A 19,383-nucleotide genomic window follows, 5' to 3' on the forward strand; every position below is an offset into this window, starting at 1 on the left:
TAGCCTTTTGCAGCTAAAGTGGGAATTTCTTCAGGACGAATAATATATAAATATTCCTCTTTTAAATTGTTTTGCTTTGATATAGACAGGGAGCATCCACTTTTGGAAGATATACAGGTTCTGGGAGAATATAACAACAGATAAAACAGTGTGGATGACTTACCATGAACCAGGATAAACAAGAAAGAATCAAAGCCTGTTTACAAGAATTGTCAACACTACTGTATGAAGAAGCAGATAAAAGTAAGCTGACAGACCTCGAAAGTATAGAAAAAACAGTTCGGAGTCAAATATTAGAACTAGTCAGTCCAGAAATAGCCCTTTTTTTATCGAACAAAAAACTGGAACAAAAGTAGGTAAAACCAGGAAAATTAAAAGCTTAGTGGGGGAACTGACTCTTAAAGCCAAACAGTTACAGAAACTGGGTTTGAAGCCAAGAACCCGGTTAAGTCCATTACTTCAAAAGTGTTGTTTAAGGCTGTCAGCTAACGAATCATACCAAAAAGCAGAAATTGAAGTTGAGGCATTGACAGGAGTCAAAGTGGGTCACTCAACGCAACAAAAATTAGTGCTGTCACAAGATTTTCAACTACCATTTGCAAAACAAGCAGTTTCAGAAGTCAGTGTAGATGGAGGAAAAGTCCGACTCAGAGGTAAACCGAAAGCAGGCTGTTACTGGCGAGACTATAAAACCGTTCGTCTGCAAGGGATTTACTATGGTGCGTTTTTTGATGACAACCAATCATTAGTTGATTATGTCAATAGCCAACGTCTGGTTAACCCGTTAGTGTGCTTGGGGGATGGTCATGATGGCGTGTGGAATCTAGTCAAAGAGTTTGGTAAAACAGAAAATTTTGAGCGTTGGGAAATCTTGGATTGGTATCACCTCAAAGAAAATCTCTATAAAGTTGGTGGTTCTTTAAAACGGCTTAAAGCTGCTGAAACGCTGTTATGGCAAGGTCAGATAGAAGAAACTCAAGCTTTATTTCTTCATTGCCGAGGTAAACAAGCGAAGAACTTCATTGCTTATCTTGAAAAACATCGCTCTCGTCTTGTCAATTATGCCTATTACCAGGCTGAACAACTTTGTTCTATTGGTTCTGGCGCAGTTGAATCTGCTATTAAACAAATTGGTGCGAGGATTAAAATTTCTGGCGCACAGTGGAATGTTGATAGTGTTAATCACATCCTCTCTATTCGTTGTGCTTATCTCAATGGTTTATTAGCTATTTGAGTCTTTCTGCCAAAAGTGGATGCTCCCTATAGACATCAGATAGTATTTGCCAAGAGAATAAACCTTATCTCGTGAACCTCGAATCCAAGGGGGAATGGGTGAACGTTGATATTCTTGAGGAGGAAAATAAGTATAAAAAGGAATAAATGCGACAAAATCATAGATAGCAAAGCAACTACTATTTGTATCACTACTCATCACAAACCCAGCATATGAACTCTTGCTGGCAAATTTGATAGCATCTTTAATTCCATAATTCCAGAGCTTTGCTGCATCAGATGAGGGGTTGATAAAATACCGATAGGAAAATAACAATAGGCTGGCTACCAAGACAAGAGTCGTCCCCAAGATTATGGCTTTTTGTTTCAGTCTAAATAAATCTATTAATTGCGTCAAACCATAAGCTGAAATAATAGCAAATAAAGGTGCGCCCACTATAGAACGTTGTGGACTTGCTAGAGCGACAAATGCTGCTGGTAGTGGATACAGGCATAGCCATAACAGTAATATACTTCTGACTTTCTTTTCAGCAGAAATTAGTTTAAATATTCCCAATGCGACGGTAATTAACTCAAAAAAATAAAGTTCACCAATCCTGGCTGGATTTTCATTAAAGATGGAACTACCCTGAAAAAATAAAAAATTTGGGCTAAAGTGAGAAAAGTAATTTAATGCGATCGTTAAGGGATGAGAAACTAATCCAGTTCCTCTAGCTCTAGCCATTCCTTCTGGTGATATCCAAAATCTAAAAAGTGGAATAAAGATAAGTAAAAATAGTAACGCCGCAATAAATGTTTGTTTTTTATGATTCCAAAGATGTTTCCTAAACATCAATATTAACCCAAGTACAAATAATGAAATGAAGACTCTAGCTGAACTATAAGTATATAAACTGATACCAAAAAATAAACTACTGATAGCGATGTAATTAGGTTTTCTAAAACTTTTCATCAAAAACAATAACGCCATGCAGAAAAAAAGAGGTAGAAAAACCAGATTGAATGCAATACGACTGTAATGGATATGCCAAGGATTGATCGCTAAAAGTAATGCGGCAAAGATGCTTACTCTTTTGCTAAAAAGTTCTTCTGTTAAAAAATATACAGCAAAAATTGTTAAGCTACCTGTTATGGCTGCAACTATTCTGGTAGAAAATTCAGTCATTCCCAATACTTTAATAAAGGGAACTGTAGCTAATACATATAAAGAAGCAGGATAATCGTTGCCGAAGAGTTGTAGAAACGGTGGTAAGAATTTCCCATATCTATCACGTAGCGTTTCTAGAATCGAAAAAGATTCATAGCCAAAAGAAGCTTCATCACAGGAAAATCCTTGAGGAATATCGCCCAGTGCCATGATTCTTAAGAAAGATCCAATAATTAAAATGCTCAAAAAACAGATTGTTGTGTAATTACTGGATAAACTAGCTTGGCTATGATTCTGAGACATATTTTAAATTTGTCCGTGAAGCTAATTTCTTAATTTAAAAATAAAATTTTTATAGTTATAGATTTATTTAATAATTTAAGGATATTTAAAAAAGAAAAACTGATGAGGTGCTGAATTTAGTACCTCATCAAGTAGTAGAAAAATATTTACCTAAACTTAATGCCAATAGAATACTCAACGAGAGTTTACTACTGATTGAGTTTCAGATATGCTTCTCCAGGGTTTGAGATAGTGTAGTTTTAGGAACCGCACCCACTACCATATCAACTTTCTGACCGCCTTTAAAAATCATTAATGTGGGAATACTGCGGATGCCATACTGGCTTGCAACTTGCGGATTCTCATCGGTATTAACTTTGACTACTTTTATTTTACCCAGGTACTGTACAGCTATTTCTTCGACAACAGGAGCGACCATTCTGCAAGGACCACACCAAGGGGCCCAAAAATCGACTAAAACAGGTACATCGCTGTCGAGTACTTCTTGCTTAAAGCTAGAATCTGTAACTTGTGCGGCTTCTGACATGCCTAAAACCTTTGCCAATTATATTTCTGACTTTCGTGAAAATTCTACCATAGCAAAAACAACTGCCAAAAATAGAAGGATGTACATTTGCAAAGAAGTTAAAGAATTTATGTATATACATACAAAAGGAACCGCCCGAACAGTAGTCCGGGCGGAGTGTGGTGTGAGGAGTGAACGGAAACATGCGTCTCCGCTATCTCTATTGTAGGCGACATATGTGATTTTTCCAGTGGTTGTTTAAGAGTCTGGAAAAATTTCCTGAATAATTTTAAAGTTGGGTAGGGGGCATAGGGCGTGAGGCAGAATAAAAAATTTATTTCTTAATCCATCATAAATATTCCCTATTCCCTATTTCCTATTCCCTTTATTTACCCATACCTAATTGTTGAGCTTTTTGGTACACTTTACCTTCAGTTAACAAAGAAGGAGCAATTACAACTTCAACTTGTTGCATTTGTTTTATATCTTTGGCTCCTAAAGTTCCCATACTGGTTTTTAAAGCTCCCAAAAGGTTATGAGTGCCATCATCCAGCCCAGCAGGGCCAATGAGAATTTGCTCTAAACTACCAGTTGTACCTACTCTAATCCGAGTTCCACGGGGCAGTACTGGACTAGGTGTTGCCATACCCCAATGGAACCCTCTACCGGGCGCTTGGGCGGCTCTAGCAAAGGGTGAACCAATCATCACACCATCAGCACCACAAGCAATACATTTACAAATATCGCCACCAGTGATTAAACCACCATCAGCAATGATGGGGACATATTTACCCGTCTGTTGATAGTAATCATCTCTTGCGGCAGCACAATCAGCGATCGCTGTTGCTTGGGGTACGCCTACACCCAACACGCCACGAGAAGTACAAGCTGCACCAGGGCCAATTCCCACCAATACCGCAGCCGCCCCAGCTTTGATTAAATTTAAGGTGACTTCGTAAGTTACGCAGTTCCCTAAAATTACCGGGATGGGCATAGAACGACAAAATTCTGCTAAATCTAGGGGAGTTATCGATTCTGGTGATAGGTGAGCAGTGGAAACTACTGTCGCTTGAATAAAAAATAAATCTGCTCCAGCCTTGGCTACTACCTCACCGTATTTGCTAGCTCCCATTGGAGTTGCACTAACAGCTGCAATTCCGCCTTGCTGTTTGATTTCTTGGATACGTTTAGTGATTAATTCTGGCTTGATGGGTTCGGCATACAGTTCCTGCATCAATGAGACAAACTCATCTTTGCCAACGGACGCAATCCGATCTAAAATCGGCTCTGGATCAGCATAACGAGTTTGAATGCCTTCCAGGTTCAGCACTCCTAATGCTCCTAACTGCGATAAACGTACAGCCATTTTGACATCGACAACGCCATCCATCGCACTAGCAATAATGGGTATTTCTCGCTCAATGTTACCGATTTTCCACCTAGTATCCGCTAAATTCGGATCAAGTGTTCTGTTACCGGGGACTAGAGCAATTTCATCGATTCCATATGCTCTACGAGCTGTCTTCCCCCGCCCAAGTTGAATTTCCACGCTGTTAACTTTTCTCAAATCTGTTCTAGCTAGGGTATCAAATTGTGAGAAAGTTTGCAGGGATTTTTTGGGAAGTGGGGGAGTGGGGAGTGGGGGAGTGGGGAGTGGGGGACAAGGGGATAAGGGGACAAGGGGACAAGGGGACAAGGGGATAAGGGGACAAGGGGACAAGGGGACAAGGGGATAAGGGGACAAGGGGAGAGTAAATTAATTGCTATTAACCAATGACCAATGACCAATGACCAATGACCAATGACCAATGACCAATGACCAATGACTAATGACTATTGACTATTGACTAATGACCATTGACTAATGACTATTTCTTTCCCATCTAGGTGCTAGAATTGTTAAGATATTTTTCAGATTAGATGTAATATTTAAACCTTGATCCAATCTGAAACCTTAGAACTACTCGAATGGCATCGCCTTTGTCAGCATCTTTCTACATTTGCGGCAACTAAACTTGGGGCGATCGCATCACTTCATCTTCAAATACCTACATCTCAGGCAGCTAGTGAGTTGCTGTTAAACCAGACTAAGGAAGTTTACCAACTAGAAAGTCGTTTTGCTAGTGGATTATCTTTTGAGGGTATCCAAGATATTGGTGATGCCTTGGAAAGGGCTGAACTGCAAGGGATTTTGGCTGGGGATGAGTTGCTAGCGATCGCTACTACTCTCGCTGGGGCTAGAAATTTACGGCGTATAATTGATAACCAAGAAGATTGTCCTATCTTGACAGATTTGGTAGCTGATTTACGCACTTACCCGGAACTAGAGCAAGAAATCCATCGCTGTATTGATGAACGAGGACAGGTAACTGACCGCGCTAGTCAAAAGTTGGGAGAAATTCGCACCGAATTGCGGAAATTGCGGAGTCAAATTACCCAAAAACTGCAAAATATTTTACAAGTAAAATCTAATGCGGTGCAGGAACAGATTATCACTCAACGAGGCGATCGCTTTGTGATTCCTGTGAAAGCACCACAAAAAGATGCCATTCCCGGTATTGTTCATGACACCTCAACCAGTGGGGCAACTCTTTACGTAGAGCCTAATTCCGTTGTGCCAATGGGCAACCAACTGCGGCAAGCGATTAGAAGAGAGCAAGTAGAAGAAGAAGCCATTCGTCGCGCCTTAACGGAACGAGTAGCCACAGTTAAGTCTGATTTAGAAAGACTCTTGGCAATTGTCACTACTTTGGACATGGCGACGGCTAGAGCCAGATATAGTTTATGGCTCAAAGCCAACCCCCCCAGATTTATCAATCGCCAAGAACAAGAAATCATCACCTTACGACAACTGAGTCACCCCTTGTTATTGTGGCAACATCACCACGAACAAGGTCATGCGGTTATTCCAGTAGATTTACTAATTAGTCCCCACATCCGGGTAGTAACGATTACAGGTCCCAATACAGGCGGCAAAACTGTCACCCTCAAAACCCTGGGACTAGCAGCATTAATGGCGAAGGTCGGTTTATTTGTCCCCGCCCGCGAACCCGTAGAAATACCCTGGTTTGACCAAGTATTAGCCGATATCGGTGATGAACAATCCCTACAGCAAAGCCTATCCACCTTTTCAGGACATATCCGCCGCATTAGCCGCATTTTAAACGCTCTAGGTACTGGGGAACAGGTACTGGGTACTGGGGAACAGGAAATTACCAATCCCCAATCCCCATTACCCCTTATCCCCAGAGAGGGCCCCGAGTTCCCCAATCCCTACTCCCTCGTTCTTCTCGACGAAGTAGGCGCAGGGACAGATCCAGTCGAAGGAAGTGCTTTAGCGATCGCCCTTTTACAATATCTGGCTGATCACGCCCAGCTAACCATTGCCACAACTCACTTTGGCGAATTAAAAGCCTTGAAATATGAAGATCAGCGCTTTGAAAATGCCTCAGTGGAATTTAATGATGCGACTTTATCACCCACATACCGTTTGCTTTGGGGTATCCCTGGACGTTCTAACGCCCTGGCTATTGCTTTACGCTTGGGTTTGAAGCCAGAAGTAGTGGAACAGGCCAAAACCCAAGTAGGAGAAGCCACAGACGAAGTAAACCAAGTGATTGCTGGATTAGAAGCCCAACGTCGTCGCCAGGAAACAAAAGCCGCAGAAGCGCAAAAACTTGTGCAGCAAGCAGAACGTTTGTATCAAGAAGTATCTGCCAAAGCGACTGCCCTAGAGGAGAGAGAAAAGTCGCTCAAAGCTTCCCAGGAAATTGCTGTTCAACAAGCGATCGCTCAAGCCAAAGGTGAAATTGCTAAAGTGATTAAGCGCTTGCAACAAGGGACATCGACTGCCCAGGATGCCCACCAAGCAACTAACGAATTAAATCAAATTGCTCAAAAATATCAACCAGCAACGCCAGCAAAACCCAAAATCGGGTTTATGCCCAAAGTAGGCGATCGCATCCGTATTTCTCAATTTGGACAAACCGCCGATGTCTTAACAGCCGCCGATGAAGATGGAGAGTTAACAGTCCGCTTTGGCATCATGAAGATGACAGTCAAGCTAGAAGACATCGAATCACTCGATGGTCAAAAAGCCGAACCCATCGTCAAACCCAAGCCAGCACCCCCACCAGCAGCCGTTACACCACCCCAACCCACCCCAGCCATTCGTACCTCCAAAAACACCATAGATTTGCGCGGTAAGCGGGTAGCCGATGCCGAATATATCTTAGACAAAGCCATCTCTGAAGCCACAGGCCCCATCTGGATTATCCACGGACACGGCACAGGTAAACTGCGTCAAGGTATCCACACATATTTACAACAGCAAGCCAGGGTCAGCCATTACGAAGCTGCCGAACCAGCCGACGGCGGTAGCGGTGTCACCATCGCCCACATCGCCTAAACCCACCCTGTAGAGACGTTGCATTGCAACGTCTCTACAAATCATTGGGGCAATGCCACTTTACATCAGCGATCGCCAAAAGAATTATTTTATCTACACCTGATGAATTGAATTTCTTAGCAATAAATATAACTAGTGTCCGTTGCCAATTTTTTATCTTAATTGATTAGATTGCAGACAATGCTTGTAATTAATCATTAAAGATTAAAACCTTGAGTAATATTTATTTATACTCTTGTACCTAAAGACTTGCTAATAATAGGTATATTTCGCTAATATCATCAAATTTCCACACTGTTGAAAATAAAATTTCATCTAGTAGAGTAAGACAGTGACAAATTGCTGTTTACCAAAGTAAGAGAAGTGAGAAAAAACAGACTAGAGGCTAGAAGCTAAGGACGAGAGAAGAGAGATTTTTATGTTTATATGGGATGCACTCATGATTAGCTGACTTGAAACAATAGTGTTAAGCCCGTAAAAAGTACTAGCCTCTAGCATCTAACCCCTAACCCCTTTTACAGGAAACCAACCTTAATAATTAAGAGTCTGGTTTCAAAATGGGTAACAGCAACAGCCCCTACCAGCCTGATCACCTATGCTAAAAGTTATGCACTCGGCCGCTGACTCAGCCACTCCCAATTCCCAGTGGGAGGACTTAATTAAACTTCCCACCCCAAATGTAGTTGAATGGGACAACATCAAAACCCAGTTAGACCTAGTGCTGTTAGCGCTAGAAACCCTAACTAAAATTGGTTCCGAGGCAATGCTCTCGGCAGCCATGAGCCTGAATTTGGAGTCGAGAGTGCCAGACCGCGTAGCTTTGTGGCGACTGCGACAGTCGAACCCCCTACGTAAAGGTCAAGGAGGCAGGAAAAAGCTAGATATAGAAGAAGCGCGATCGCTTGTTCTGATTATCTGCTACCTCGCCAAACAGCACCAGGAATTAATTCGTCGTGCTGTAGGTCTACTAGAACAAATGGCGGAAAAAAATCGGGAACCTCATCAGGCTGCTCTACTGGGAGATTATATTGATGCTTTTTGCAACACCTACCAAGAGCGCATGGAAGAGGATGAGCAAATCTCGACGGATTTACTTACCCACCTAGCCCTAAAACTGCTTGTAGATTTGCTGTTTTATAGCGCTACTGGTGGTCACCGCCGTCTCTGGCTAGCACTCATAGACCGTTCTGCAAAACTTTAAAAATATCTCCTTTGCTGTTCCTGCTATGGCTCTATCTAATTCTGTCATTCGCCGCTACACGCCACCTACTTGCACCCTAGAAGTACTAGCGCAAAACTCCCCATTATCCCGTTGGATGGGTAAACCCGTACTTAGGCAGCTCACCTTTGAGTTACGCTTTGATGATCCGCGATTACCAGAAGAACTCCGAGTGCCAATTCGGGGTGATAGGGATCAACTCGAAGCTTTGTGTGATGCTGTCACCAGTTACGTACAAGAACTTCTCCAACAGTCACCAGAAAGCTTTTGGTTAAATTTTTCCGGACTCCACGATTCCACAAAAGTATCAAACGAAGAATTAACAGACTTTCATCAAGCTGCACTTTTATCTCCTACAGCAAATTCTTTTACATCCCCAATTTCAGGGACAAAAATCTACTTAGAACCCAGCAGTTATTTAACTCATAATCTATTTCTTGGTTCCTTAGCCAACCAAACATCTGGTGATGTCATTCAACTGAGTCTATTACAATTGTTCGATTTAGCCACGGCTTTAGATGAGTACTCAACTGATGTCATGGCTTTACCATCTCTCACCAGCAATAATTCTGTCGTCAAATTCCCTACTTGGGCCCCGATCGCAGCTGTATTAGTATTGGCTTTAGGCTTCACACCTTTGACTTGGCAATATGCTAACAATATTCGCCAAAAGCAAGAACAAACAGCCAAAACTACGGATACCAACAAAGAACAAATTGCTCTCCAACCAGCACCTGCACCTAACTTTCCTACACCCCAAGCCGAACTCACCCCTTCTAATAATCTCTCATCTCTACCTTTAGACCCTACCCCACCACCACCTCCCAGTACTGGTTTACCTACCATCCCCCTCACATCACCCAACACCAGTATTAATACCCAATCCCCCACAATAGCTAATTCGGCTCTAGCACCAAATTCTCTCAACTCAAAACAGATATCCAATTCACCGCAAACAAAAATTCCTGCCCTTTCCAACAATCCACAAATCACCATCCCAGGTCAGCAAATTGCAATTCAACCTAATTCCCGTGGTACAATAGCCACCAGCGAAATACCAATTAAGCGGAATTTACCCCCCAGATTATCTACCAGCATCGGTAACACATCTGTTCCACCAGCACCTCCTCGACTAGCGACTTTACCTAGTGGCATTCGTAGCAATCCAATTCCTCAAACCTACTCGCCAGTAACGTCACAACAAGTTCGAGGACAAGTTAATTCTTCCTCAGAAGTGGCTGATAATAATTCATTAATCGAAAGATTGCGGAATGAACCTAAAACTACTACTAATGAAGTTGCCACAAGTAGCACCGGAACACTATTTGATACACCACAGGTAGCAGAAGCTAGAGCATTTTTCCAAAAGCGCTGGCGACCACCTACCGGATTCGCCCAAACCCTAGAATATAGCGTCATGCTAGGTGTTGATGGTTCTATTGAAAGAATTTTACCTTTAGGAAAAGCCGCTAGAGATTACGTTGATATTGCTGGTATGCCTGGCATTGGTGAACCCTTTGTTTCTGCCAATCGCTCTGGACAAGTTGTCCGCATTCGGATTTTGCTAAGTCCAGATGGTAAGGTACAGACTTTTCCAGAGTCTGAGTAAATATGTAGAGTAGAGACGTTGTCTGCAACGTCTCTGCTAAATTGATCAGTGGTCATTACCAATTAATTACTCATGATAAATTATTCATTCATGATTGATGACAATCGGATAACTGGTACAATAATTGTGTCGGTTTTTACGCATTTTTCTTGCTGATAACTAACTTTTTTGAGTCCGGTTAATTAACTGGTTATACCAGTAATCCTAGTAATTCCAACAATTAATACAATCACTACTAAATCATCCGAATTAAAGGTAGGAAATATGCAGAATATTAGCCCTCAAAAAGATAGTGCAGCTTGGGTTATTCAAACATGGGCTGCTTTTATACTTTCAATTTCTATGACCAGTTTCGGAATTGTTAATTTACCTGTAAATAATTGGGTAAAAGGTTTTATGGGTATGGGGTTAGCTTTCTCTGTAGGGTCAACTTTTACTTTAGCTAAAACCACCAGAGATTTACATGAAGCTAGAAGATTATCTGCCCGCATTGATGAAGCTAAAGTCGAAAAATTGTTGTCACAGCATGATAATTTAAATTTTAAATAAATTTCGCTGATGTCAACAATTGTACAAGTAAGTCGGTGTAAATAATTTTCGTTGAGATAAGGCAATACCCAAATTTCTCACAAAATTTCTAAAACCGCAGTCCAGAGGCTGTAGGGGCGGGTTAACGAGATATTCGTGAATGATTGAAGCATATTTGTGAACCCGCCCCTACCATTTTGTGAGAAATGCAGGAATAGACAATATACAGGGTGGAATAGACAAAAATGACCGATACTAGCCAGCCATCACATCTACCAAAAACAGTACAATTGGCAATTTCTAGATGTGTGCGAGTCTGCCAAAACCGAACTTGTAAAAAGCAAGGTGCAAAAGAAGTTTTATCGGCTTTTATCGCTTTACCAGTTGCCGATGTCACAGTCAGCGCTAGCAGTTGTCTAGGACAATGTGGTAACGGGCCAATGGTGCTAATTTTGCCAGATATGGTTTGGTATGGCGGCGTTCTACCCCAAGAAGTACCTCTAGTGATAGAACAACACCTAATAAATGGTCAAAGGGTTCAGCAGATGCTTTATTATCGATTTCATCCCCAGGGATAAAGGCACTATCTTTGACTAAAGCGAGGCATCTGATGAACGTTCAGGAGTTGCGTCAATCCTTAAAAATGCAATGGCTGAGTTACTACGAACAGAACCGCCTTTGGCTCGACAAAATGCGAGTTTGGGCTACTTATGATGGTCTACGGCGGCCTTCATCTGGATTTATTTTGGCAACTTTGTCGGTTTTAGAGCCACAGTTTGAGGAGTTACTTGCTTTTATCTTAGAACTAAATAACGATCCAGATGAAATCATTAACGCATTGGGTTTGAATTTTAATCCTGATGTTGAGTTAGGTTTAAGAGCATCAGACTTAAATCGAGAAGAACCATCTGTCAGTGAAGTTTTAGCATTTGCTGCGTTTGCCGATAAGGATGCTTTCTCGTCTCCTGTGAACACACAACATCCTGTCTTGTCTCTGGTAGAACAACCCGTGTCATCATTCTCAGATCATGAGGATGTGATTCACCTAGATGAACCTGTAGCAGTGATCAGTTCGAGAACGGCAAACAGAATGATGGACTATACTCAGTCGGAGTTAGTCGCCGTTGCTGGTAGTGGTCATAGTATACATTCTCAAGGGATGGGATATGCTTTGGGCGATCGCACTTCATTACGCACATTAGAACGAAATTCATCTTCAGAAGTTTCTCAGAAAGTTAAACCTCTACCATCAGTGAAACTTGTATTAGCAACCGAAAAACAACACAATCATCAAGCAGTACGAGTGCTGGAAATTACAAATAAGGTTCCGGGAAGGCCAAAAACCTTGATCTCACCAACATTAGCTACAGAAATTACGCCAAAAGGAAAATATACCAATATACAAACACCAATACCTAGCACTAACGCCAGTAGTCTGGCTTCTTGGGTAGATGAATTTTGTCAAGGGACTAGATGGGGAGTAGGGAGTGATGAGTGCTGAGTGGTCATTAGCATTTCTTCTTCTCTCCCGCACCCCTAACAAATCAGTTACCAGTTAATAAACGTTCACTGTTTACTGTATAGATTAGTAAATGTATGTTTAACACCGGACTAATTCGGGCTTAGTTTTTCAAAGCCAAGGGTTGGGAAATGTTTACTTCGTCAGAAACGCCGATTATCGGCACAATTTTACTCGTAGCTTGCGCTATTTTGGGTTGGGGATTTTATCGCGCCAGACCTTTTGGTAAACTGGGAATCCTAGCCTGGTTGCAGTCGTTGGTGTTGATGGCTCCTTGGCTGTTGTTCTTTGGTTTATTTGCGGCAGGAATTTACATCAATATAGTTGGTATATTGTTCTTGGTTGTGGGTTCGGCTGGATTGTACATCTATTTAGGCAGACAATTGCGCTCGGCTGGACAAGATGCGATTCTCAAGCAACGGGCAACGGAAAGACTAGCGACTGAATCTGCATCACCAACAGAAGATGTTCCTCCGTCAGCAGGAGTGGTGATAGAAATACTGCCCATTCCAGAAGAAGATTTGCAGATCATTAGAAGCATTTTTGGCATTGATACGTTTTTTGCCACAGAAACGATCGCCTATCAAGAAGGTGCTATTTTCAAAGGTAATCTGCGGGGAGAACCCCAGGAAGTTCACAACCGTCTCAGCCAAAGTTTACAGGAAAAACTAGGTGAGAAATATCGCCTATTTTTAGTTGATAGTACTGATGGCAAACCTGTGGTTATTGTGCTACCAAGCACGAATGATCCACGCTCCATCACATTATCGCAAAAAGTCTTCGCTGGGATTTTGGCGATCGCTACTATTGCCACCAGCTTAGAAACAGCAGGGTTACTGTTGAATTTTGATTTATTCGCTCATCCAGAACGGTGGGGAGATGCTTTACCTATAGGTGCTGGCATATTCACCATTTTAGTGGCTCACGAAATCGGGCATTGGTTTTTAGCTCGTCGTCATCAAGTTCGTCTGAGCTGGCCTTTCTTTTTGCCGGCAGTGCAGATTGGCTCTTTTGGTACAATTACCCGCTTTGAGTCTTTGTTACCCAATCGCACAGTCTTATTTGATGTTGCAGTAGCAGGGCCTGTAGCTGGGGGAATTGTGGCTTTGTTAATGCTGATTGTCGGTTTATTGCTGTCCCACCCAGGCAGTTTATTTCAGCTACCCAATGAGTTTTTCCAAGGTTCAATTTTGGTGGGTAGTCTAGCACGAGTTGTCCTGGGTTCAGCCTTGCAGTCGCCTTTAGTCAGCGTTCATCCTTTGGTGGTGATTGGTTGGCTAGGGTTGGTAATCACAGCTTTAAACCTAATGCCAGCCGGACAACTGGATGGGGGAAGGATTGTGCAAGCAATTTATGGACGCAAAACCGCCGGACGGGCAACCTTTGCAACTTTAATTCTCCTGGCTGTGGTAGCCTTGGGTAATTCTCTAGCGATGTATTGGGCGATCGTGATTTTATTTTTACAACGGGACTTGGAACGTCCCAGTTTAAATGAAGTCAGCGAACCAGATGATGCTAGAGCTGCTTTGGGGCTATTGGTTCTATTCTTGATGATTGCGACCCTTTTACCACTGACTCCTGGCTTGGCCGGAAGATTGGGTATTGGGGGTTAGAAAAAAGCTAGACTGAGGACTTACGCACTCAACCAATAAACCCTTTTGAGGGTGGTCAATAGTCAATGGTCAATAGTCAAGGGGAGCCAGCCGCTTGCGGGGGTTTCGCCCGTTGTGTGGACTGGCGTTCAAAATCAAGTTTTTTTGGACTGTTGACCCTTACGGGTGACGCTGCTTTGTCGCTAACGATAGTTGCTTTGGGACACACTATCTCACTATTGACTATTGACAAAAAAGCCAGCAAATTTAGTGACACTGCGTAAGTCCTAACTCCTATTGCCCTCTTACCTTCTTCCCTATTGCCTATTGCCCTCTTACCTTCTTCCCTATTGCCTATTGCCCTCTTACCTTCTTCCCTATTGCCTATTGCCCTCTTACCTTCTTCCCTATTGCCTATTGCCTATTGCCTATTGCCTATTGCCTATTGCCTATTCCCTGACTACGCAAATCAGTTTAGTAATCAAAGCGAATTCCTATATTTCCGTTAAGTAATAGTGCAAAATGCAGAAAACTTTAGCACAATGAAGTTAGAAGTTTTTCCTCCAGTTTTGCTTACTGACGACCTCGCAAATCGTCTTAGTTGTGGTGTGGGTAGTTAATTCACAAATAGACTGGCTTACCTACAAACATTGAGAGGTAATAATATGGACGCTAACAAGCTCCTAGATTTATATGCGGCGGGAGAACGAAAATTTGACCGAGTAAATCTGCATCAAGCTAATCTTTGTGGAACAGATTTACGTGGGGCGAATTTTGCCGAAGCTGATTTAAGTGGAGCTAACCTTAGTCACGCTAATTTGAGTGGCTGTAATTTCAGTCGTGCCAATTTAACTGATGTAGATTTAAGTGGAGCTAACTTGAGTAGAGCTAACTTAAGTGAAGTCAACTTGATTGGTGCAGATTTAATTAGAGCTAACCTCGAAGAAAGCAACCTCAGTCGCGCAGATTTACGCACAGCAAATTTGATTTTGGCTAGCTTAGTCTATGCCAACCTGAGCGAAGCAGAAATGAGTGGAGCCGATTTAAGCGGTGCTAGCCTCAAGCAAGCAAATCTCATTGGTAGCAACGTGATGGAGGCAGAACTTGGTGGTGCAGATTTTACAGGTTCTGTGATTACAGAACAAGAAATCACCGGTAGAGTTTTGCGTCTTGGCATATCTCACAGATGGATAACTTGGGCTGGCTGTCACTGATGAATTCAAGATACCCTAGAGTCACAGCCGCAGTTGTGACTCTTAAATTTGGCAGTGGACTAGTAAACCAAGGGAGTTACACCACGCATCTGACGTAAAGAATTAATACAAGCGGGACAGTCGCAACCAAACAAATTAATTGCCATATCGCTTTCCGCATCGTTAAACTCCAACATAGGAGCATCCTCTTGGGAAAACTCTACTTCCTGCTGATATTGAGGAATTTGCGCCAAAACAGAAGCTCTAGCACAGACTAAACCCACTTTATGTTTATTTTTAATGCAAGATAACTTGTCTGTAGTTGTGGCTGTTGGCTCAATTGCGTTTGCTTGATTTACCATAACTGTTGTAGACAGAACGGAAGCAATCAAAACAGGGCTACAAAGTAAACTAAAGATAAATTTATTCATGGGTTTCCCTAGAAAATAATCCTGACATATCAGAATACTTCGATTAAATCTTACAGCTAGCGTCATTGTCCATCAGGAGGTTGTATTTTGCATGAAGAAGTGAGAAATCCTCGTAGAGACGTAGCTAGGTCACTCTAATTACCCAAGGACTAGAACTATCTTGTCAGTGTTCCTTTTTTCCATACCCAATTCTCAATTCATCATAGCTATTTGGTCATCTGGTAGAGTATTGCGTTAAAATAAGCGATCGCAAACTTAGTAAGTAATACCCGGATATTTCCCGGAGGTGTGATTGTCCAAGTTTATTTTAAAAATTCTCTGGTTAGACGAAAACGTTGCTCTGGCCGTTGATCAAGTTGTAGGCAAAGGTACAAGTCCTCTGACTAAGTACTTCTTCTGGCCTAGAAATGATGCGTGGGAAGAACTCAAGAAAGAACTCGAATCCAAACACTGGATTAGCGATCTAGATCGTGTAGAGTTACTCAATAAGGCAACAGAAGTCATTAACTACTGGCAAGAGGAAGGCAGAAACCGGCCGATGGCAGAAGCACAGTTAAAATTTCCCGAAGTTACCTTCACAGGTAGCGCTTGATTTAATACAACTAGTATTGCTACGTCAAAGTCAAGTAATAAGAAAAATCAAGGGTTTTAACAAGGGATGTAGGGATGTAAGGGTGTAAGTGAGTAAAAACCCTACACTCTTATTTCCCTTACACCCCTAGTTCTTGACAAATTGCCACAACTTAATAGTCTTATCCTTACCACCACTAGCAATCAATTGTGTCACTGGACTCACAGCCACAGCACATACTGAATCTAAATGACTTGCTAGAGTCAAAATTTCCTGATTTGTGCTGACCTGCCAAAGCTTGATAGTCTTGTCCCAACTGGCACTAATTAATATTGTGCCATTAGTAGAAAAAGCCAGTGCTACCACAGACCAAGAATGGCCTAATAGTGTGCCAATTATTTGACCAGTTTTGATATCCCACAATTTGATCGTATTATCATCACTACCCGTAGCTAAAATTTTCCCATCAGAACTAAAAGCTACTGCTAAGATTGCTCGTGTGTGACCCTCAAGGGTTCCTAAGAAAGTAAAGTGTGGATGATTTGCCACTTTTTCCTCAGACTCTCCAGTTAAACTCATCTGCCATAAGCAAACTGTTCTGTCAAAACTAGCGCTGGCTAAAAGCCGTCCTTGAGGGCTAAAAGCTACTGCACTCACCTGCAATTGGTGTGCTTTCAGGGTAGACATTTCCTTACCAGTACTGATATCCCAAAGCTTGACTTGTTTATCCCAACTACCACTGGCAAGAATTTGTCCACAGGGACTAAAAGCTACTGATTTGACTGCGTGTAAGTGTCCTTCTAAAGTAAAAATTTCTCTAGCTGTTTGTAGATGCCACAATTTAATAGTTTTATCGTCACTAGCTGTTGCTAATACTTCTCCATTAGGGCTAAATGCAACTGATGTGACAGCTTGAGAATGTCCAGATAAACTATTAACTAAGGTTTGAGTATTTAAATTCCATAATCTAATAATTTTGTCATCACTACCACTAGCTAGTCTCTCTCCATTGGGGCTGATAGCAAGGGAGTTAATACTGCCTAAATTGCCGGGCTTGCCTGTGATGGTATGCCACGGGGAATGTTGAGATGGAGATTTTGCAATGCTAATATGAGGATTTACACCCATCGCCAGCATCACTTCATCAGCTGATTGAAAGCGTTGAGTCAAGGATTTTGCTACTAGCTTGTTGAGAATTTTTACTAGCTTGTCACTTACTTTCATTGTCAGGTATTGTTGCCAAACCCAACAATCATTGGCAATATCAAATAAATCAAAGGGAGATATTTGCGTCAGTAGGTAAATGCAAGTCACACCCAAGCTGTAAAGGTCACTGGCAAACACTCCTTGACCTTTAGCTTGTTCTGGTGCAGTATATTCGGGACTGCCTACGCTGTTTGCAGTTAACTGGTGAACTCCTGTGAAAATTTGCGCCGCCCCAAAATCAACTAAAACGAAGTTCTTACTGTTGGCTGAATTGGATGCAAATTGGCGGATAATATTTTGGGGCTTGATATCACCGTGGATGATGTGGCGATCGCTCATAAATTTCACAACTGGCAATATCTGAGTTAACAATTGCCAAATTTGCATTTCCTGAAAAACCCCCTCTTCCACCACCACTTGCGCCAAATTGGCTCCAGCAACCCACTCCTGCACCAAATAAAAGTGCTGATTATCCTGAAAATACGCTATCAAAGCTGGGATTTGCGGATGTTTGCCCAGTTCACTTAAATAACCAGCTTTTTGCTCAAATACTGCTATTTTCTGATGCTGATATTGTAACCTTTGCACCACACAAGGAACTGGCGGATATTCACCTTCATCCACAGCCATGAAAGTTTGACAACATCCTCCTTCACCAATTAAATTGAGCAGCCGGTAACGGTTTTGTAAGATAGTCAATGGTCAATAGTCAATGGTCAATGGTCAATAGTCATTGGTCATTAGTCATTGGTCATTAGTCATTGGTCAACAGTCAAAATTATTTTCCCCTTGTCTCCTTGTCTCCCCATCCCCTCATCCCCTTCTCACATCTGGCTTAACACTTGGCGAATTGTCTCTGATGTTACTTCATCTGTCACTGTGACTACACCAATCTGAGTGGGTAAAACAAATCGTACTGTACCATCTTTGACTTTCTTATCTAGTTGTAGTGCTGCGACAATGGCTTCAATGTCTAACCCATCGGGTAACTTTGTCGGTAAACCTGCTTTTTGAATGAGGGCGTTTTGACGTTCTGCGTCTGCTTGTTGCCATAGTCCCATATTGACAGCAATTTGCCCGGCGGCTACCATGCCGATTCCTACTGCTTCACCGTGCTTGAGTAGGCGATAATTAGTCAAGCTTTCCACCGCATGACCAATGGTATGACCATAGTTAAGAATTGCTCTCAGTCCACCTTCTTTTTCATCCTTGCCAACAACATCAGCTTTAGCTTGACAAGAACGTAGTAATATGCTGTTTATTAATTCCGGTTTGACATAGCGGAGTTGGTTAAGATGTTTACTCTGTTCTAACTGGTCAAATAATTCGGCATCCCAAATTACACCATATTTAATCACCTCTGCCATGCCTGCGCGAAATTCACGTACAGGTAAGGTTTTGAGACATTCAGGATCAATTAATACCCAGCGTGGCTGATGAAACGCCCCAATCAAGTTTTTACCGTGGGGATGATTCACGCCTGTTTTGCCACCAATGGCTGAGTCTACCATCCCTAAGAGTGTGGTAGGCACTTGCACCACATTAATTCCCCGCAACCAAGTAGCCGCAGCAAAGCCTGTCATATCGCCAATTACCCCTCCCCCTAAAGCCACCATCGTTGAAGAACGTTCTAGGCGATTTTCTAGGGCAACATCGTAGAGTTTTTGGATAGAGTTGAGGGTTTTGTAGCGTTCACCGGCGGGTAGACAATAGCTAGCAACTTGAAACCCAGCCGATACAAGAGAATTTACAGCCCTTTCGCCAAAATGTTTAAAAATAGTGGGGTTAGATACTAAAAGTACCTTTTTACCTAGTTTTAAACTAGCCATACTCTGACCTAGTTGGTCTAGGTTGGCGATCGCAATCTCATAGGACTGCTGTGGTAGATTAATGGTGATTACAGAAGTCATTGCCCCAAC

The 19,383-nt window shown here is 42.2% G+C and carries 16 protein-coding genes; 10 read left to right on the top strand and 6 right to left on the bottom strand.

All coding sequences use genetic code 11. From position 1 onward, the window contains the following. The first annotated feature begins 164 nt into the window (after nt 1-164). Nucleotides 165-1,234 (top strand): ISKra4 family transposase gene (locus tag FD725_RS23025; RefSeq protein ID WP_179047673.1). Its coding sequence is split into 2 segments (ribosomal slippage): nt 165-321 and nt 321-1,234, totalling 1,071 coding nucleotides; the frame shifts between segments, so codons are not numbered across the junction. Here the strand turns inward: FD725_RS23025 and FD725_RS23030 are convergent. The 3 genes from FD725_RS23030 to FD725_RS23040 form a co-directional block, all read right to left on the bottom strand. Next, entirely contained in the window at nt 1,223-2,683 is a 1,461-nt protein-coding gene (locus tag FD725_RS23030; protein ID WP_179050298.1) for a glycosyltransferase family 39 protein, read from the bottom strand. The two genes, FD725_RS23025 and FD725_RS23030, sit on opposite strands and share 12 nt — an antisense overlap. A 202-nt stretch (nt 2,684-2,885) precedes the next feature. Continuing rightward, nucleotides 2,886-3,209 (bottom strand): thioredoxin, encoded by a 324-nt coding sequence (gene trxA / locus FD725_RS23035; protein WP_179051657.1) that lies wholly within the window; start codon nt 3,207-3,209, stop codon nt 2,886-2,888. A gap of 364 nt (nt 3,210-3,573) precedes the next feature. Further along, nucleotides 3,574-4,737, bottom strand: a complete 1,164-nt coding sequence (locus FD725_RS23040; protein WP_179050299.1) for a GuaB3 family IMP dehydrogenase-related protein — start codon at nt 4,735-4,737, stop codon at nt 3,574-3,576. 387 nt (nt 4,738-5,124) lie between these two features. Here FD725_RS23040 and FD725_RS23045 point away from each other — a divergent pair, with 387 nt between their 5' ends. The 8 genes from FD725_RS23045 to FD725_RS23080 all read left to right on the top strand — a co-directional run bounded on the left by FD725_RS23045 (nt 5,125) and on the right by FD725_RS23080 (nt 15,277). Further along, nucleotides 5,125-7,596 carry an endonuclease MutS2 gene (locus FD725_RS23045; RefSeq protein WP_179050300.1) on the top strand — a complete coding sequence of 824 codons (2,472 nt, stop codon included), beginning with the start codon at nt 5,125-5,127 and terminating at the stop codon, nt 7,594-7,596. Between the two features lie 595 nt (nt 7,597-8,191). Next, complete coding sequence (locus FD725_RS23050; RefSeq protein ID WP_179050301.1) at nt 8,192-8,797, top strand: DUF3038 domain-containing protein; 606 nt, start codon at nt 8,192-8,194, stop codon at nt 8,795-8,797. Between the two features lie 25 nt (nt 8,798-8,822). Continuing rightward, nucleotides 8,823-10,424, top strand: coding sequence for a DUF4335 domain-containing protein (locus FD725_RS23055; RefSeq protein ID WP_179050302.1), 1,602 nt, complete (start codon nt 8,823-8,825; stop codon nt 10,422-10,424). 264 nt (nt 10,425-10,688) lie between these two features. Beyond that, entirely contained in the window at nt 10,689-10,973 is a 285-nt protein-coding gene (locus FD725_RS23060; protein WP_179050303.1) for a YiaA/YiaB family inner membrane protein, read from the top strand. A 224-nt stretch (nt 10,974-11,197) separates the two neighbouring features. Beyond that, nucleotides 11,198-11,530 carry a ferredoxin gene (locus FD725_RS23065; protein ID WP_179050304.1) on the top strand — a complete coding sequence of 111 codons (333 nt, stop codon included), beginning with the start codon at nt 11,198-11,200 and terminating at the stop codon, nt 11,528-11,530. A 32-nt stretch (nt 11,531-11,562) separates the two neighbouring features. After that, complete coding sequence (locus FD725_RS23070) at nt 11,563-12,453, top strand: DUF5331 domain-containing protein (protein WP_179050305.1); 891 nt, start codon at nt 11,563-11,565, stop codon at nt 12,451-12,453. A gap of 149 nt (nt 12,454-12,602) precedes the next feature. Continuing rightward, the gene (locus FD725_RS23075) at nt 12,603-14,084 is read left to right on the top strand and encodes a site-2 protease family protein (RefSeq protein WP_179050306.1); all 1,482 of its coding nucleotides are present in this window, start codon (nt 12,603-12,605) and stop codon (nt 14,082-14,084) included. A 644-nt stretch (nt 14,085-14,728) separates the two neighbouring features. Then, on the top strand, nt 14,729-15,277 hold the full coding sequence (locus FD725_RS23080; protein WP_179050307.1) for a pentapeptide repeat-containing protein: 549 nt from the start codon (nt 14,729-14,731) through the stop codon (nt 15,275-15,277). 59 nt (nt 15,278-15,336) lie between these two features. Here FD725_RS23080 and FD725_RS23085 read toward each other — a convergent pair whose 3' ends face one another. Further along, nucleotides 15,337-15,687 (bottom strand): hypothetical protein, encoded by a 351-nt coding sequence (locus FD725_RS23085; RefSeq protein WP_179050308.1) that lies wholly within the window; start codon nt 15,685-15,687, stop codon nt 15,337-15,339. Between the two features lie 292 nt (nt 15,688-15,979). On the opposite strand from FD725_RS23085, the gene FD725_RS23090 reads away from it, so the two are divergent. Next, entirely contained in the window at nt 15,980-16,279 is a 300-nt protein-coding gene (locus FD725_RS23090) for a 30S ribosomal protein PSRP-3 (protein WP_011320561.1), read from the top strand. Between the two features lie 126 nt (nt 16,280-16,405). On the opposite strand, the gene FD725_RS23095 is transcribed toward FD725_RS23090, so the two are convergent. Together FD725_RS23095 and aroB are read right to left on the bottom strand one after the other, a co-directional pair. Continuing rightward, nucleotides 16,406-18,094 carry a protein kinase gene (locus FD725_RS23095; RefSeq protein WP_372726744.1) on the bottom strand — a complete coding sequence of 563 codons (1,689 nt, stop codon included), beginning with the start codon at nt 18,092-18,094 and terminating at the stop codon, nt 16,406-16,408. Between the two features lie 194 nt (nt 18,095-18,288). Next, nucleotides 18,289-19,374: a 3-dehydroquinate synthase gene (aroB, locus tag FD725_RS23100; protein WP_179050310.1), complete on the bottom strand. Its 1,086-nt coding sequence runs from the start codon at nt 19,372-19,374 to the stop codon at nt 18,289-18,291. Nucleotides 19,375-19,383: the final 9 nt, after the last annotated feature.

Origin of the sequence: Nostoc sp. TCL26-01 (assembly GCF_013393945.1) — a bacterium.
GTDB lineage: Bacteria > Cyanobacteriota > Cyanobacteriia > Cyanobacteriales > Nostocaceae > Trichormus.